The 16,080-nt window shown below is 71.3% G+C and carries 11 protein-coding genes and 4 pseudogenes; 5 read left to right on the forward strand and 10 right to left on the reverse strand.

Features of this window, described 5'->3' with window-relative positions:
• The first annotated feature begins 123 nt into the window (after positions 1 to 123).
• Complete coding sequence (locus ACSU6L_RS38850) at positions 124 to 882, forward strand: hypothetical protein (RefSeq protein ID WP_437064368.1); 759 nt, start codon at positions 124 to 126, stop codon at positions 880 to 882.
• Here ACSU6L_RS38850 and ACSU6L_RS38855 read toward each other — a convergent pair.
• The 3 genes and pseudogenes from ACSU6L_RS38855 to ACSU6L_RS38865 all read right to left on the reverse strand — a co-directional run.
• Positions 830 to 1,467, reverse strand: a pseudogene (locus ACSU6L_RS38855) (winged helix-turn-helix domain-containing protein); the annotation flags it as partial. The gene ACSU6L_RS38850 and the pseudogene ACSU6L_RS38855 sit on opposite strands and share 53 nt — an antisense overlap.
• A 197-nt stretch (positions 1,468 to 1,664) precedes the next feature.
• Positions 1,665 to 2,216, reverse strand: a pseudogene (locus tag ACSU6L_RS38860) (transposase); the annotation flags it as partial.
• Between the two features lie 85 nt (positions 2,217 to 2,301).
• On the reverse strand, positions 2,302 to 3,033 hold the full coding sequence (locus ACSU6L_RS38865) for a dienelactone hydrolase family protein (RefSeq protein ID WP_437064369.1): 732 nt from the start codon (positions 3,031 to 3,033) through the stop codon (positions 2,302 to 2,304).
• A 213-nt stretch (positions 3,034 to 3,246) separates the two neighbouring features.
• Here ACSU6L_RS38865 and ACSU6L_RS38870 point away from each other — a divergent pair, with 213 nt between their 5' ends.
• Positions 3,247 to 3,447, forward strand: a complete 201-nt coding sequence (locus ACSU6L_RS38870; protein ID WP_437065255.1) for a hypothetical protein — start codon at positions 3,247 to 3,249, stop codon at positions 3,445 to 3,447.
• A 210-nt stretch (positions 3,448 to 3,657) separates the two neighbouring features.
• Here ACSU6L_RS38870 and ACSU6L_RS38875 read toward each other — a convergent pair.
• The 6 genes and pseudogenes from ACSU6L_RS38875 to ACSU6L_RS38900 all read right to left on the reverse strand — a co-directional run.
• Positions 3,658 to 3,981: pseudogene (locus ACSU6L_RS38875) on the reverse strand (hypothetical protein); the annotation flags it as partial.
• A gap of 196 nt (positions 3,982 to 4,177) precedes the next feature.
• Positions 4,178 to 4,342, reverse strand: coding sequence for a hypothetical protein (locus ACSU6L_RS38880; protein ID WP_437064370.1), 165 nt, complete (start codon positions 4,340 to 4,342; stop codon positions 4,178 to 4,180).
• Positions 4,343 to 4,421: 79 nt separating this feature from the next.
• Positions 4,422 to 5,855, reverse strand: coding sequence for a serine/threonine-protein kinase (locus ACSU6L_RS38885; RefSeq protein ID WP_437064371.1), 1,434 nt, complete (start codon positions 5,853 to 5,855; stop codon positions 4,422 to 4,424).
• The gene (locus ACSU6L_RS38890; protein WP_437064372.1) at positions 5,852 to 6,658 is read right to left on the reverse strand and encodes a serine/threonine protein kinase; all 807 of its coding nucleotides are present in this window, start codon (positions 6,656 to 6,658) and stop codon (positions 5,852 to 5,854) included. The genes ACSU6L_RS38885 and ACSU6L_RS38890 overlap by 4 nt, the downstream gene beginning before the upstream one ends.
• A 500-nt stretch (positions 6,659 to 7,158) precedes the next feature.
• On the reverse strand, positions 7,159 to 9,189 hold the full coding sequence (locus ACSU6L_RS38895; RefSeq protein WP_437064373.1) for a family 43 glycosylhydrolase: 2,031 nt from the start codon (positions 9,187 to 9,189) through the stop codon (positions 7,159 to 7,161).
• Between the two features lie 93 nt (positions 9,190 to 9,282).
• Complete coding sequence (locus tag ACSU6L_RS38900) at positions 9,283 to 10,800, reverse strand: peptidoglycan DD-metalloendopeptidase family protein (protein WP_437064374.1); 1,518 nt, start codon at positions 10,798 to 10,800, stop codon at positions 9,283 to 9,285.
• Positions 10,801 to 11,102: 302 nt separating this feature from the next.
• Here ACSU6L_RS38900 and ACSU6L_RS38905 point away from each other — a divergent pair, with 302 nt between their 5' ends.
• Entirely contained in the window at positions 11,103 to 13,604 is a 2,502-nt protein-coding gene (locus ACSU6L_RS38905) for a penicillin acylase family protein (RefSeq protein ID WP_437064375.1), read from the forward strand.
• Between the two features lie 40 nt (positions 13,605 to 13,644).
• Complete coding sequence (locus ACSU6L_RS38910; RefSeq protein WP_437064376.1) at positions 13,645 to 14,730, forward strand: alpha/beta hydrolase; 1,086 nt, start codon at positions 13,645 to 13,647, stop codon at positions 14,728 to 14,730.
• A 108-nt stretch (positions 14,731 to 14,838) separates the two neighbouring features.
• Here the strand turns inward: ACSU6L_RS38910 and ACSU6L_RS38915 are convergent, their stop codons facing one another.
• Positions 14,839 to 15,030 (reverse strand): hypothetical protein, encoded by a 192-nt coding sequence (locus ACSU6L_RS38915; protein ID WP_437064377.1) that lies wholly within the window; start codon positions 15,028 to 15,030, stop codon positions 14,839 to 14,841.
• Between the two features lie 157 nt (positions 15,031 to 15,187).
• On the opposite strand from ACSU6L_RS38915, the pseudogene ACSU6L_RS38920 reads away from it, so the two are divergent.
• Positions 15,188 to 16,080, forward strand: a pseudogene (locus ACSU6L_RS38920) (helix-turn-helix transcriptional regulator).

The raw sequence follows: 16,080 nt of genomic DNA on the forward strand, positions 1-16,080 counted from the left end.
GCGGAGAGCGTCATCGTCCACGGGAGAGTGATGTCGCTGGGCTATGGTTCTGGTCCAACTTCTGTGGACCGGTGACGCTCAGTACCGACGGGGGTGTCGGTAGGGCCGTCGATAATGCTGGTCATGGCAGATCGCAGTCCGGTTCTCCGGATCATCACCTCGGTGGCGCGGGAGTCCCTGAAGCCGCTCGGCCTGGCCCAGCGTGGGCGGTCGCGGCTGTGGATTGATGATCACGGGTGGTGGCTGGGGGTTGTGGAGTTCACCCCACCACGGACTGCCGGCAGCGGGTTGTACGTCGGTGCGATGTGGCTGTGGCACGACGTGGACCACCTGGCCTTCCACGTGGACGAAGTCCGGGTAGGCTCCGAACTGTTCCGCACAGAGGACCAGTTCACGCGGCTGGCGCTCGACCTCAGCCAGCAGGCGGCTGCGAGTGTGATGGCGCTGAGGGAGAAATTCCCGGCTCTGCCGGACGCCGCCCAGTACCTGATGTCCAGGCCGGTGCGGCGGGGATTCCTCTGGGACAGCTTCGACGCCGGAATCGCAGCTGCCCTGATTGGGTATCCGGACACGGCCCGCGATCACTTCGAGCGCGTCCTCCGAGAGGACCCGCTGGCCCCGTGGATGGTCGAAGCCCAGGAGAAGGCACGTGAGCTTCACGCGATCGCGCCAGATCGCGACGCCGTGACTGCCTGGGTCGTCCGGGCCGTCGACTCATGCCGGAGCAAGCTGGGCCTGGGTTCCGTTACCGCTCGCGCTCAGCTGACCGGCCCGACCGACAGAGCTGCAGTCAGGCCAGCAGGACTCGCTTCCGCAACAGCGCGAAGCCGGCCAGAGCGGCGACGGAGAAGCGGCGCTGAGAGCGCCCTCGCACCCGGATGACGGGTGTGCGTCCGCGCCGGGCCCAGGTCCGTGCGGTGGGCGGCGTCATCGAGAAGCCGGCTTCGTCTTCGAAGCACAGCCAGGCGTCGAGCGCCGCCACGGACCTTCCACCTGCGGCCAGGTCTCCTTCACCCAGCCCGCCACGGCCTCCTCGTCGCGCTCGGTGGCCCGGCGGGCCGGGACCTGGTGGCTGAAGCCGTGCCGGTGCAGCATCCGCGCGACCGCCGACAGCGTCATGCTCTTGTGGAACCGGCGTCCGATCAGCGTCTTGATCCGCGCCAGCGTCCACGTCTGGTCCGGCCAGCCGTGCGCGACCGGCCCCTTGGCAAGCTCCTGCTCGAGCACGGTGAACAGGGCCTCACTCAGCTTGGGCAGTGAGACGGGTCCGGCAGACCGCAGCCCCTCGGTGCCATCGTCGTGCCAGGCTCGGCGCCATCGCTGCACCGAGCGCACACTCACCCGTAAGTCCTTGGCGACCTCCGCGTTGGAGGCACCCGCAGCGAATCGCTCCGCGGCCTCCAGCCGGATCCGCTCGCGAAACACCTGCCGTTCAGGCGTCAGCCCACCACCCTGCGGATATCTCACACAACAGGCATACCGCGACGATCACACATCGTCAGCCCCCAACGACAAGACGCCGCAAAGGTCAGTAGTAGTGCTTCGTTAGGTTCTGGGCTGTCTGCGGCTGTTCCGAGGGCTGGGCAGGGGGCTTCCGCAGGTGGTGCAGGTGCCGGTCCAGCACCTCAGCAGGTCCTGAAGGGCGTCGAGGACCTGGTAGAGAGTCAGGCCGGCACGTGGGCTTTTGGGTCGATCCGCCGCAGAGTGAGGAAGGCCTGGGCGGCGGTGACGTGGTGGTGCCAGCCGCGCCAGGTGCGGCCGTCGAAGTGGTCCAGTCCGAGGCCGTGCTTGAGCTCGCGGTAATCATGCTCGATCCGCCAGCGCATCTTCGCCCACCGCACCAGGTCAGCAGCCGGTGTGGTCGCGGGCAGGTTCGATATCCAGTAGTCCGTCGGGGTGTCCTGGCCGTCCGGCCATTCGACGAGGAGTGGCTGGACGGGCAGGACGCCGTCCCACCGGTTTCGGCCACCGCCCGCCTCTTGAGCTGCGGCCAGGGACTGCTCGCCCGCGGGCCGCACGGTCAGCACCGCGAACCGTGAGGTCATCGCGACTTTGCTGCCCTGCCTCCAGGTCACCTCGGTGAACCGGCCGGCACCCGCCTCCGCCGCGAGGACCGAGACGGCTCGCGGCGGGGTGCGGTAGCGGGGAAGGGTGCGTGGCCCCAGCCCGCCATAAGCAGGCTGGTGCGGCTCCGCATCCTCCGGGTGGGCGACCACCCCCGCGCCGCCCACGGCATGAAAGGCGCGCCGATCGGACACGGGTCCCGATCGGCGTGTCGCAGACCGCAGGCGGCGGGTGGGATCAGCCGAGGTGCCGGGAGAAGAACCTCAGCGCGCTGTCCATCTCGAACGCAGGGATCTCCCCGTGCTTGCCGGGGTTGGCGTGCAGCGTCTTCTCTGCCGAGGCCAACGCGTCGAACAGCGCCAGGCTCTGCTCGCGCGGCACCCGCTCGTCGTTCCACTGCACCAGGAACTCCACCGGGACGGTGATCCGCGCGGCATCCTCGGCCGAGGCCAAGGCCCCGCCCAGCCCCAGCACCGCCGCACGGACCCGGGATTCGGCGGCAACGAACGGAACCCCCAGTCCGCACCCCAGCGAGACGCCCCAGTAACCCACCGGCCCGGCGCCGACATGATCGAGCTCCTGAACCGCGCCGAGCACCGCCTGCCATTCCGGGACGGTCTGGCCGGCCACGAGCGCCTGGAAGCGGGCGATCAGCGGAGCCAGCTCTTCCCTGGCCTCCACACGAGCCTGGTTCTCGGTCGCGATCCGGTTGTACTTCTCGTCCATCGGCCGGTCACCATGGCCGGGCACGTCGACCGCCACCACCGCGAAACCGCACTCGGCCACAAAGCGGCGCGCACGGGCAAGGATGCCGGGGGCCTTCTTGTGCTGACCGCCGCCGTGTCCCATCACGATCAGGGGGCGCGTACCGGGAGCACCTTCCGGCGTCCACAGCGCGCCGGGGATCTCGCCGAGGGTGAAGAGCTGTTCGCGGACGCCGTCGGAGGACGTCTCAGAGGTGAACCGCATAGCGCTTGAAGCCTTTCGGGATGCCTTCGGGCACTCCCTGGGCCATGCGAAGGAGGGAGGCCCGACACGTCACAGCGTTGATCGGTCTCACCTCCTCAGTTCGAAGCAGCGCACAGCGGCGTCGAACGTACCACGCGGGGGTCGCGCTCCGAGGTGCCGACTCCACGCCGAAGATCCTTTCTTCACACCGCCTTCACTGTCACCATGTGGCGTATGACGCACATCGCCAAGGGCGCCAACGCCCCTGTCCCAACCGCCCCGTTGCGGATCGCCGTGGGCCGGCAGCGGGTCCCGGGCGTGCCGGCCGTCAGCGCCGCCGCCCTGCTGCTCGACGCGACCGGCAAGGTGCGCGGCGACGCCGACATCGTCGTGCACAGTCGGCCTGCGCATCCGTCCGGTGCCGTGCGGCACTGAGTGGGCTGGGAGCCCGTCCAGAGCCGCAGCGAGGACCGGGGCGTTCGGTTCAGCAGCAGTGCCGCGACCTGGCTGCGCTGGAGCGCGGCGACGGTGGCGGCAAGCCCCTCCGTGACGGGCCCGTCCAGGGCGCGCCGGCTGATGAACAGGAACCAGTTCCCGGTCGTGGGCGGCGATGTGGCCGCCCAGCACGGCGTCCAGCTGCGGCTTCAGCAGGGCGCGCCCGGTGTCGGTGGGGCTCCGGCCGCCGACGCGGACGACCTTGTCCCGCAGGGTGTGCGGCAGGCGGCGGACCAGGACGTTGCACGCCCACTCGTCCCCGCCCATGACGACGGCGTCGGCATGGGCGCGCCGCGCCCGTTCGTCCAGCAGGTGGCCGAGCCGGAGGCAGGCGCAGTGCCAGGTCGCCACCGCGACCCTGTGGTGCAGCCGCTCACCCGGGGTGACATTCGACGCGGGCCAGGTGCCTGTCTCCGCCTCCGGGGTCACCCAGCCGTGAGTCTCAGCCGTCGGAAGGCCGCTGTAGTGGACCACGGCCAGATAGGGGTTCTCCGGAACATGCTGGGCGACGAGGGGTATCGCCTCCGGCAGGTGCTGTAGCGCGCGGAGTCGCGTTCGAGCGGCCTGGGGAGCTCGTCGTCCAGGACGAGCGTGCCGTGGGCGGCGAATATCGCCTGACCGTGCATGCCCGGCACCTCCGCATCGGCACCGACCACCTCCTCCAGGACGTTCAGCAGCGCCCCGTCCGCGCCCTGGCGGGACGACTCTCGCGCAGCCGCCCCCAGCGCAGCGCGATCGCCCGTTCGGGATGCTCGACGTCCCGGGAGGTGCCCAGGTACACGGAGGCGAACGGGCCCGGCTCCGCGTAGAGGGGCTCAAGGAACGACAGCCTCATCGCCACTCCTCATCGACGCTCCTCACCCACCCCCCACCTTCGATGATGCGCGACGTTCGTCGATGCGCGTCGAGGTGCGTCAGCGCACGGCCGGGGGGTGCGGGCACTCAGGCAGCGCCGGCCGTTCCCTGGTCCGTACGGCAGGGAGCCAGGCCGTGGGGGGCGCGGAGCCGGGCGGGAGGTGGACGCGGTACCAGTGGGTGGACCGCTGGTCCGCCTCGTCGATGATGGGCTGCCCGTCGGGCAGCTCGCAGTCCGCGGTGAGGACGTCGCCGTGCCACACCCTGGTCGGTACGACGTTCTCCGCGGTGTAGGGCTGCGCGGGGTCGATCGCCAGGCCCAGACTGCACTGCCGGTCCCGGTCGACCCGCTCCTGGCAGACCCGCTCCGCGTTGAACACCCGGACGGTGGCGACCGCGGCGCCCGTACGGCCGGACTGTGCGGACGAGCCCGCCCGTACCGCGTCCGAACACAGGGCCGCGCCGGCAACCCCGCACAGCGCGGTGGCGAGGACGGCGGCACGGGCCCGGCCCCGCAGCCGCCCCGCCCCGGGCGTCTCCCTCTGGGCGGTGATACGAGCGAGCAGGCTCTCGGCGGTGTGCGGGGCGCGCGCCGCGTGGGTCGGGGCGAGGCAGTCGGCGATCAGCGCGCGCCAGAACGGCGGCACGGCATGGTCCATGCGCAGCGGGGCACGCCCCTCGCCGTACTCCTGGACCGCGGCGCCCCGCGCCATCGGTGTGGCGCCGGGGAACGGCGAGGCGCCCGAGGCGAAGACCTCGTGAATGAGGATGCCCAGGGCCCAGATGTCGGCGGTCGGCCGGACCCGCACGCCCAGTTCGCCGAGGGGGGCCTTCCAGCGCTCGGGCGGCAGGTAGTCCAAAGTACCCATGGGCGGCGCGTAGCCGTGGGTCCCCGTCAGCTCGGTGGCGAGGCCGAAGTCCGACAGCTTCACGGACCGGTCCCGGCCCAGGAGGACGTTCTCCGGCTTGAGATCCGCGTGGACCCAGCCCGACCGGTGGAGATGGGAGAGTCCCTCGCAGATTCCGGCGATCAGCCGTGCGCGATCGGCCTCGGGCACGCCCGCGTCGACGAGTTCCCGCAGACTGCCCGCGGCCCGCTCCATGACCAGGACGATCGCGCCCTCCAGGGAGGGACGGTCGGGTGCGGCGAGAACGAACGACTCCAGGAGACCGATCAGCCGGGGATGTCCGGCCCTGCGCCCGAGCTCGACCTCGCGGCGGGCGGACTCCACGATCCTGCGCGCCTGTCGCGGCGCGAGCCCCGCGGTCGGCATGATCTTGAGCGCGACGTCGGCGGGTGGCGAGGACCGGCCCGCGCGGGCGTCACCGGGTCCGCCCCGGTCCCCGTCGGCAGGCCGCGCCGCGTAGACGGTGGACCAGCCTCCCGCCCCGATCAGCTCGGTGACCACCCAGTCGCCCACCTGACAGCCGGGTGGGAGCAGGTCGGCGCGGTCGTGTTCCGCGGTGTCCCCATGGCCGTGCGGCGGTGTCATCGTGCTGCCGGCCGCTCCCGCCCGCCGGCCCCGGTCAGGGGCGGCAGCAGCGCGAGGTGCTCTTCCCGTACGAGCCCGAACCGCAGCGCGAGCCCGACGATCTCTTCCCGCTTGCCGTTGCGGCGGTCGCCCTTGCCGGGTTCGTGGGCGTCCGCGACGCCGATGCGCAGCTTCTCCTCGGCGAGGTAGTCGATGTGCGAGCTGACCGCCCGCGCGGTCAGCGTGCCGCCGGTGACGTGCCCGCTGAGCCGCTCGACGATCTGGGGAGTGGTGGGGACCGCCACGCGGGACTGGTCACGCAGGCGCGGTTCGCAGAGTGCGACCAGGACCAGGAAGTACGTGGCCGTCTCGTCCAGGGAGTACGCGGTGACCGTGCTCGTTCCCCACTGAACGCCCGCCTCCGGGTCGAGGTAGAGGTGGTCGGGGGCGAACACCTGGAAGGAGATGGGGGCGTCACCGCGGGTCGGCAGCACGACGCGGGAGAACTCGAACGGGATGGGCGCCCCGACCCGTCGCGGCGGAACCCTCAGGTATTCCCCCGCTCCCTCCGGATTCTCCACGAGATAGCTGTGGGTGGTGCTGTGGTTCGTCAGCTGCCAGTGGTCGTCGGTCACGCGGATCTCCCCGGCGAGCCGGGAGATCGCGGGGTCGGCGAGACGGAGCTCCACGGGAACCGTCGCGGAGCCCCGTCCGAAGCGGGCGACCTCGCCGGGGCCGAGCCGTAACGTCACCGCGTCACCGTGCGGTTCGCCGCCGTCGGCGCCACCGCTTCCCTGCGGCAGATGGACCACTACGCCGCTCACCGCACCCCCCGTTCCCCCACGTCGCACTTGCCGGACGAGCGGAACGATACTCACGGGTCACCAGAGTTCACCGGCGTACTTCGGCCACTTCACCGGGACCGCCGGCGGGGCCGGGCCGGCCCGCCGCATGGGGGCGAGGAGGCTCCTGGACCGCTCTCACCAGGGCGTCTGAGACGTGTTGCGCGGGGCGCGCCGTTCGCTGTGCCTCAAGTCACCACGGTTCCGTGCCAGGGGCACCGATTTGAGGCTGTTTCCGGGTCTCTGCCCGGGTGTTCGGCCCGGGGGTCTCCCGCCGAGGCGCCGGCGCAACGGCCTGCCGCCGCGGACGGCCCGGGGCGGGAGGTGTCCTCCCGTGCCGGGTGCGAATGCCTCGTTCCGTGTCGCGCAAGGTGGGGAAGGTCACCGTGCGGGGAGGGAAGGAACCGGCGTACCGGGCGACTTCCCGGCGCCAACGAAACACTGATGTCCCCGTTCACTTGGCGAGATCCGCACCCTGTCGCTCACAGAGCGGGACTGCCCGACACGAGAGGCGCGACCCTGCGGTCGCCGAAGGCCGTCCATGGTTGCCACCCGCCGCTCGGCCGGTCCTGGACGCGGGTCCGTATCCCGCCCGCGACCGTGACGGCGAAGACGTGCAGCCGCCCGGTGGAGTCGAGCACGGCAGTGGGTGTGGCGACGAGCCTGATGCCGGGCTCACCGAACTCGCCGCCGGGATGCCAGTCCCCGCCCGGAGCGACCTGCCAGCGGTGGCCCAGCCGGGCGCCCCCGGGCGTGACGGAGAACGCCTCCAGCCGGCCGTCGGCGTTGGCGGCGAACGCCGGGGCGGCGGCGCTCCAGCCGAACAGCCCCAGCCAGTCGTCCCAGCCACCGCTCGGCACGGCCTGACGCCGGGCGAAGGCCCCCACACCCGACGGACCGATCGCGGCGACAGCGAGCCGGCCGCTGCCGTCCCTGGCCACCCGAGGCGCGGCGCCGGCCGCGGTGCCGAACCGGTGCCATCGCGCGGTCCACGGGCCGCCGGGCGCCTGCTGCCAGCGGTGGTAGATCCCGGAGCCGCCGGGGGAGAGGGCGAACACCTCCAGCCGGCCGTCCGCGTTCGCCGCGACCACCGGTGGCGCGCCCGCCGACCCGCCGAAGCCGGGCTCCCACGGATCCCAGCTCAGGGATCCGGGCGCACCCTGCCGGCGCCGCGCGACGGAGGCGCCGCCGGGGCTCAGGGCGAACACCTCCAGCCGGCCGTCGGCGTCCCGGGCGACGGCAGGGGCTGCCCCGGCCGGACCGCCGAACTCCTCCCAGGCGTGCCAGCCACCGTCCGGCCGCTGCACCCGGTGGTGCAGGTTGACGCCGCCCGGGGCGAGGGAGAACACCTCGAGCCTGCCGCTGACGTTGCGGCCGAGGGTGGGATCCGCGCCGGCCGGCCCCCCGAAGGGCTCCCACTCCGACCAGGTGTCGGCGTACGGGTCGGTCTGGACGCGCCGCAGCATCGAGCGGTCGGTGGCGTCGAGTGCGAAGACCGTCAGCCGGCCGTGCACATCGAGGCCGGCCACCGGGTTGTCGGGGCTCTGCCACGGCGGTGGCGTGTCCCGCCAGTACAGGGGCGCCACGTACAGCCCGTGGCGGAACCAGCCCGCGGCGCTGGCGTACCACGCCTCCCCGTCGCGCACGACCTCGACGGCGTGACCGGCCACATGCCCCGCGTATCCGGCCAGTTCGAAGTGGAAGGGGTCCCGCGACGCCAGTACGTCGGTGCCCTCGTAGCCGTTGCGGGGTCCGATGAACAGGTAGTACCAGCCGTCCCGTTCGACGACGCACGGCGACTCGGTGACCGAGACGGTCGCGTCCGTGCTCGCGTCGGTGAACGCCACACCCGGCTCGCTCCAGTGCAGCAGATCGGCGGAACGCCGGTACGCCACGACATGGTGGCCGCCCGCGCCCGAGAGTTCTGTGTAGTACATGACCCACTCGCCGCCGACCCGCAGCACCATGGGGTCACGCGCGGCGAGCCCCCGGAACAGCGGGCCGGACGGCTCCCGGGTCCAGGTGAACAGGTCGGTCGAGGTGGCGAGGTTGATCGCGGCGCCGCTCCCGCCGCCCGCGGCGTAGAACATCCAGTACGTGCCGGCGGCCTCGACGACGTGCGGCGCCCACAGGTGTTCCTCGCCGAAATAGGACGGGTCGGCGGTGAGCGCGTCGGCGTGGGTGGTCCACGGCCCGTGCGGGCTCGCCGCGGAGGCGTGGGCGAAGGTGATCTCCGCCGAGCTGTCCGGGGCCTCGCCGCGCGGCGCGCTGTCCCCGACGATGCCGAACAGGTGCCAGCGGCCCTGAGCCTTGATCAGCGTGTGGTCGTTGAGGTAGCGCGGGCCGGCCGGGGTGGACGGATCGTAGACGTGCGTGAAGGGTCCGGCACCGGCCCAGTGCGGGGCCAGGGCCTCCTCGGAGGCCGCGGCGCCGGCCGGGCCGGCGCCCAGGAACGGGAGGACGCCCGCCCCCGCAACACCGCGCAACAGGCTCCGTCTGCTGATCGGAAGCACGAGTCACTCCAGAGGGACCGCCTGGTTGGTCGGCCGCGCGCCGTACAGGGCACAGCCGACCACGGGACAGATCGAGGGGGTTGGGGGAGAGGGTCAGTTGAGGGTGGGGCCGGGGGTGTCGTTGACCCAGCTCCATTCGGACCAGGTGGTGAAGCCGGTCTGCCATTTGTGGAAGGTGCCGGCGTGGCTCGTGCCGAAGATCTCGATCCGGCCGTCGGCGTTGGTGGCGGCGGTGACTTCGGTGCCGCCGGTTCCGAAGGCGGCCCAGTCGCTGTAGGGCGCGTTGACGGCGCTCTGCCACATGTGCATGGAGGTGCTGCCGTTCATGGCGAAGACCTCCACACGCCCGTCGGGGGTACGTTCGCTGGTGAGCTGCGAGTCGGCGGGGCCGCCGGTCGGCTCCCATTCGGACCAACTGGTGGGGCTGGTCTGGTACTTGTGGAAAACGCCGACCGGTCCGGAGGCGAAGACCTCCAGGCGGCCGTCGGCATTGTGGTCGACGGTCAGGTCGCGGCCTCCCTCGCCGAAGGCGCCCCACGGGGACCAGCCGCCGTTGGGGGCCGTCTGGTACCGGTGCTGGAAGGTGTCGCCGTTGAGGGCGAAGACCTCCAGGCGCCCGTCGGGCGACTTCTCCATCTCCACGCGGCTGTCGGTGGGGCCGCCGCCGGTGGGCTCCCACTCCGACCAGCCGCCGTTCGGTGCCAGTTGATAACGGTGGAAGAGCCCGACCGGGCCAGACGCGTAGACCTCGATACGGCCGTCGGCGTTGACACCGGCCGCGGTGTCCCGGCCGCCACCGCCGAAGGATTCCCAGTTCGACCAGCCACCGGACGGGCTCAGCTGCCAGCGGTGCTGGAAGGTGCTGCCGTTGAGGGCGAACAGCTCCAGGCGGCCGTCGGCGTTGGGCGCGATCGCGAGCTCCGCGTTGCCGGGGCCCCCGAGGGCCTCCCAGGCCGACCAGTTGCCGTTGACCTCCTGCTGCCAGGCGTGGTGGATGCCGTCGGCTCCGGCGGCGAACACCTCGAGACGCCCGTCCGCCGACCGCGCCGACACCACCCGGCCCGACTCCGCCGGATACACAAGCGGCCGGGGCCGCGGGCCGTTGCCCGGAGTGCAGGGCAGCACGACGCCGCGCTCGGCGAGGTAGACCTCGGGGTCGATGCCGTAGGAGGCGGACCGGTCGCCCCAGATCCGCAGATGGAGGTGGGGGCCGGTGGACTGCCCCTCGGAGCCCATCAGGGCTATCTGCTGACCTGCCGCGACACGGTCACCGACGGAGACGTCCCGCCGGGACATGTGCCCGTACTCGGAGATCCTCCCGTCGGGGTGCTGGACCCGGATCCACTGGCCGTAACCGGGGTCGCGCCCGGAGATGGTCACCTCACCGTCGCCCACGGCATAGATCGGCGTCCCGACATCGTTGGCGATGTCGACGCCGTTGTGGCCGCTGTGGAAGTGCTGGGACACGAAACCGGCGGCCGGGCACGCCGCGGTTGCGGCCGCGGCGGTCCGCGCCGCGGCCGGAGCAGCGGGCACCAGCGCCGGCAGCAGCAGGGCCGCCGCAACGGCGAGGACACAGGCCAGTGCGCGTCGGGAAAGTCCAGCAAGCACGAGACGCTCCTCCCCCCTCGCAATCTCGGGGTGAATGGGATGGACGTGCGGGATACCCGCGTGGCCGAGGAGCGGGCGGTCTGGAAGATAGCAACGGGACAGCCCCGGGAGACCCCGGAAGATTACGGACTGACAGACGTCGGCGCTTCGGCTATGCCGTTCGCCCCGGCCTCTCAGGGTCGGGCGGAGCGGCGGACGGCGCCGGCGTCCCTGGGGTGCCGCGGCATCATCGAGATTTCATCGGTCCTCCCTAGCGTGGCCGTGTTCAGACGACGGCCTGTGAACAGGGGAAGGACGGCTCGATGGCGCGGAGGAGACACAGAGCGGGGCTGCCGATGGCGGTCGCGGCCGCAGCGGCGGTGATGAGCACGACGGCGGTCACCGGGCCCGCGGCCACCGGAGCGGCCGCCGCCGAACCGGGGCCGGACAAGCCGACGATCCGTTACACCGAGTACGGAATCCCGCACATCACCGCCTCCGACTGGGAGGGCCTCGGAACGGGCTACGGATACGCGGCGGCCAAGGACAACATCTGCACCCTGGCCGACACCTATCTGATGGTCAACGCCCAGCGCTCACGCCACCTGGGACCCGATGGCAAGACGAGCCCCGGCAAGGACCAGAACACCACCACCAATCTCAACAGCGACCTGTACTTCCAGCGGATCAAGGACAACGGGGTGGTGGAGCGGCTGCTCGCCCTGCCCGCCCCCAACGGGCCGGAGCCGGAGGTGAAAGAGGCCATCCGCGGCTACGTCCAGGGATACAACCGGTACCTGTCCGAGACGGGCGTGAACAACATCACCGACCCGGCCTGCCGTGGTGCCGCCTGGGTGCGGCCGATCACGGAGCTGGACGTCTACCGGCACGCGCACGCCGAGATCATCATGGGCAGCGCCGACGCGCTGCTGGACGGCATGGTGAACGCCACGCCCCCGGGCGCGTCGGCCGCCGCGCCGCCGGCCTCCTCACCCGAGGCGGCCGCGAAGACCCCGAAGACCTCGAAGGCGAAGGCCGCCGAAACCGCGAAGAAGATCAGCGACGCGATGGCGGCGAGCCATCAGCAGGGCATGGGCAGCAACGCCCTGGCGGTGGGGTCGCAGGGCGTGTCCGGCGGCACCAGCATGCTGCTGGCCAACCCGCACTTCCCGTGGCAGGGCAAGAACCGGATGTGGCAGAGCCACCTGACGATCCCGGGAAAGCTCAACGTCTCCGGGGCCAGCCTGCTCGGACTCCCCGCGGTGAACATCGGCTACAACGACAACGTCGCCTGGAGCCACACTGTCGCCACCGTCGCTCCCTTCGGACTGTTCGACGTGCAGGTGGATCCGCTGAACCCGACCAAGTACCTCGTCGACGGTAAATGGGAGCAGATGACCTCGCAGCAGGTCGGTGTCGACGTGCGCAACGCCGACGGCTCCATCGGCAGGGTCACCAGGACCCTGTGGTCCACCCGCTACGGACCGATCACCACCTCGATCCAGGGCATCTCCCTGCCCTGGGTCGTCAGCGCGCACGCGGTGCGCGACGTGAACATGGACAACCTGCGGGCGATGAACACCTGGTTCCGCCTGGACCAGGCCAAGGACGTCCACGACGTCGTGAACACCCTGGAGACCACGCAGGGCGTCCCCTTCTTCAACACCGTCGCCTCCGACCGCAAGGGCAACGCCCTGTACGCGGACATCCAGGCCACCCCGAACATCACCGACGAGCACGCCACGTCGTGCCTCACCATGACCGGTCAGCTGCTGTTCAACCCGGGGCTGCGGCCGTCGAACGTGCCGCCCGTCTCGATCTTCGACGGCAAGCGCAGCGAGTGCGACTGGCCCAACGACCCGAACGCGGTCGCGCCAGGGCTGCTGGCCCCGCACAAGCAGCCGCGCCTCATCCGGTCCGACTTCGCGGGCAACGCCAACGACAGCGCCTGGCTGGCCAACCCCGAGCAGCCGCTGTCCTTCCCCCAGGTGATGGGCGACGCCGCGACGCCCAGGTCGCTGCGGACCCAGGAGCTGATCCTGACCGCGCGGAACCGGATCAACGGCACCGACGGCCTGCCGGGCAAGGGCTTCACACCGGAGACCATGGGCAAGTTGCTGTTCGCCGACAACAGCAGGGCGGCCGACCTGACCCTCAACGCGACGGTGGAGGCCTGCCAAGGTGCCCCCTTCGGGCTCGTCCTGGTGGACGGCAGCCTCGTCAACGTAAGCGAGGCATGCCCGATCCTGGCCGCCTGGAAGGACCACAACTACACGGCGGACAGCCGGGGATCCTGGCTGTTCGCGAACTTCTGGGTCCGCCTGCAAGGCGGCCAGTCGCTCGACAAGCTGCCGTGGCGGGTCGCATTCGACCCCAAGGACCCGGTCCACACGCCCAACTCGCTTGATTCCGGCAACTCCGCCGTCCGCGACGCGCTGGCCCGGGCGGTCCACGCGCTGCGCAAGGCGGGCGTCCCGCTGAACGCGCCACTGTCGGACATCCAGAAGGTCACGCGCGGCCAAGAGCAGATCCCGATCCACGGCTCGATCGGCGAACTGGGCGTACTGAACGTGATCACTCCCGGCCAGGTCGACGGAAAGCTGGACATCGTCTTCGGCTCCAGCTTCATCCAGCAGGTGCGGTTCACCACCGACGGACCGCCCGAGGCGTACTCCGTCATGGCCTACTCCCAGTCGGCCAACCCGAACTCACCGCACTACGCCGATCAGACCAAACTCTTCTCGGCGGGCCAATGGGTGACCGAGCGGTTCACCGAGGAGCAGATCGCGGCCTCACCGGAGTTGCGGATCAAGGTTCTGGACTGAGCATGCCGATAACACTCACGAGACTCACCGGGGGCACGCTGTGACAAGGAGATCGAACTGGTGGCGACTGGCGGTGGCGTGGATGATCGCCGCCGTGGCCATGGTCGCGCCGGCGGCTTCGGCGCAGGCGACCGACGGCGGCACCGCGCCGCCGCCGATGACGAACGGCTTCGGCCTGACCCAGGTCGGCACGGCGCAAGGAACCGCCACCAACTTCTACCTCACCGTGACCACGCCCGAGGTCGCGGGTGAGCAGCACATCAAGATCATTCTGCCGAGCGGCTACTACGACGACCCGGGCAGGCGCTACCCCGTGCTGTACTTCCTGCACGGATCGCCCGACGACCCGATCCAGCAGAACTACCCTGCCCTGACCATCTCGGACCAGATGATCACGGTCATCCCGGACGGCGGCGCACGGGGCTGGTACGCCAACTGGCTCAACCAGAAGACCGCGGCCGGTGCCCAGAACTGGGAGAACTTCCACCTCAAGCAGGTGATCCCGTTCATCGACGCGAACCTTCGCACCATCGCCACCAAGAAGGCGAGGGCCATCGCCGGCGTCTCCATGGGCGGCTTCGGAGCCTTCCACTACGCCCAGGCCCGTCCCGACCTGTTCAGCCAGACCGCGTCCCTGTCGGGAGACATCGACTTCTCGGCCCGGTCCATGGACCTGCGGTTCGCCGTCGTCGCCTCCCTCATCGACGCGACCGGCGCGATCTGCGGCTCCTCGTCCGGATCCTGCGACCCCAACGAATCCCCGTACAAGCCCGCGGTGGACAGTGACGCGGCGTTCGGTTCGCCGTACCCGGTGTTCAACGCCGACTGGCGCTGGAACGAGGTCGACCCGTCGCAGCACATGGACAGGCTCGCCAAGGGCGGAGTCGGAGTCTCCATCTACGTAGGCGACGGAGGCGGCTCACCCCTGGAGCCGGAGTTCTGGGTCGCCGGCGCGGCCAAGAACGTCAAGGCCAGCATGGACGCCCTGGGCATGTCCTACTACTACGTCAACTACGGCGACGGCTCCGGCTGGGGCACCCAGTGCAACGGCGGCCACAACGCCGGCTGCTGGGAACAGGACCTCCGGGACCTGATCCCGCGCCTGGAGAGGTCCTTCGCCGCCTGACGCTCCCGCACGTTCAAGCGACCGCCGTCGGCCCCCGTCCACCGCTCGTGCGGTCCGGGGGCCGACGGCGGGCGCCTTCGTCACGTACGGGCCGGGCTGGAGGCGGCGTCAGGAGAGGAGTGAGCGGCCGGTGGGCGCCAGCCGGAGCGTTCGGGGAGCTGCCGTCTGTGCTCGTTCGATGCCCGGCAGGATCTCGTCGCGCGCGAGGGGGTGGGCCTGGAAGGCGGCGAGGTGCCGGCGGTGCGCGCGCTCGTCGGGGTACGAGGCGAAGAGCACGGCGACGTACTCTCCGGTGCGCACCGGAAGCCTGGGGAGGTGTTGGGCGCTGGCTCGGTGGCCAGGAGGGCGAGTGGCGCAGGCCCAGTCTCAGGCAGCACGGCCAGCAGACCGTCTCGGATCAGTGCGACACCCCTGGGCTCTCCGGGGCGGAAGGACCACACGGTGGCGGCCACGAAACATGAACGTGTCCGTGCGTACCGCCTACCGCGACCTGGCGCGCCTCCAGGCCGCCGGATTCCCGGTCTACGCCGAGCCGGGCCGCAAAGGCGGCTACCGGCTGCTCGACGGCTACCGCACCCGGCTGACCGGGTCGAGCGAGAGCGAGGCGCGGGCGTTGTTCTTCGCCGGGCTGCCCGGACCCGCCGCCGACCTGGGGCTCGCGGCCGAGGTGACGGCAGCACGCCTGAAGTTGATGGCCGCACTGCCGGCGGGGCCGCGCGAGGAGGCGGCGCGTACCGCGGCGGTGTTCCACCTGGACGCTCCCGGCTGGTACCGGGAGCACGAACAGACGCCATATCCGCCCCTGTTCGTCGACGCGGTGCTCACCCAGCGGGTGGTGGACGTGCGCTACCGCCGATGGCGGGCGCCGCAGGAGGTGGATCGCCGCCTTCGTCCCTTCGGCCTCGTACTCAAGTCCGGGACCCGGTACGTCGTGGCCGCCACGGATAACGGGACGGCGAGCTACCGCGTCTCCCAGGTCCTCGACGCGGTGCTCGGCGACGAGCGGTTCGCCCGCCCGACTTCGACCTGGGCGCGTACTGGACCTCCTACCTCGACGATTTCCGGGCACGCCGCTACACCGGAACAGCCACCGTCCGCCTGTCTCCTCAAGGACGCCGACACCTCCCCGACCACGTCCCTCCGGAGGTGGTCCGGGCGGTCGACTCCACCGCGGCGCCCGTCGGCGACCACGGATGGGTCGAGGCGGTCATCCCGACCGAGAGCACCGAGCACGCCTGCGGCGAGCTGCTGCGCCTCGGTGCGGACGTCCAGGTCGTCGCCCCGCCCGAACTGCGCCGGGCCATGGCCACGACCCTGGCGGTACTCGCCCGGGCGTACGAAGTCCACTGA

This window comes from Streptomyces sp. enrichment culture, from assembly GCF_964272855.1.
Taxonomy (GTDB): domain Bacteria; phylum Actinomycetota; class Actinomycetes; order Streptomycetales; family Streptomycetaceae; genus Streptomyces.

Excerpts from the sequence above, each read along its gene's own strand:
- ACSU6L_RS38850 (WP_437064368.1), top strand. The coding sequence starts at position 124 with ATGGCAGATCGCAGTCCGGTTCTCCGGATCATCACCTCGGTGGCGCGG.
- ACSU6L_RS38865 (WP_437064369.1), bottom strand. The coding sequence starts at position 3,033 with ATGCGGTTCACCTCTGAGACGTCCTCCGACGGCGTCCGCGAACAGCTC.
- ACSU6L_RS38870 (WP_437065255.1), top strand. The coding sequence starts at position 3,247 with ATGACGCACATCGCCAAGGGCGCCAACGCCCCTGTCCCAACCGCCCCG.
- ACSU6L_RS38880 (WP_437064370.1), bottom strand. The coding sequence starts at position 4,342 with ATGAGGCTGTCGTTCCTTGAGCCCCTCTACGCGGAGCCGGGCCCGTTC.
- ACSU6L_RS38885 (WP_437064371.1), bottom strand. The coding sequence starts at position 5,855 with ATGACACCGCCGCACGGCCATGGGGACACCGCGGAACACGACCGCGCC.
- ACSU6L_RS38905 (WP_437064375.1), top strand. The coding sequence starts at position 11,103 with ATGGCGCGGAGGAGACACAGAGCGGGGCTGCCGATGGCGGTCGCGGCC.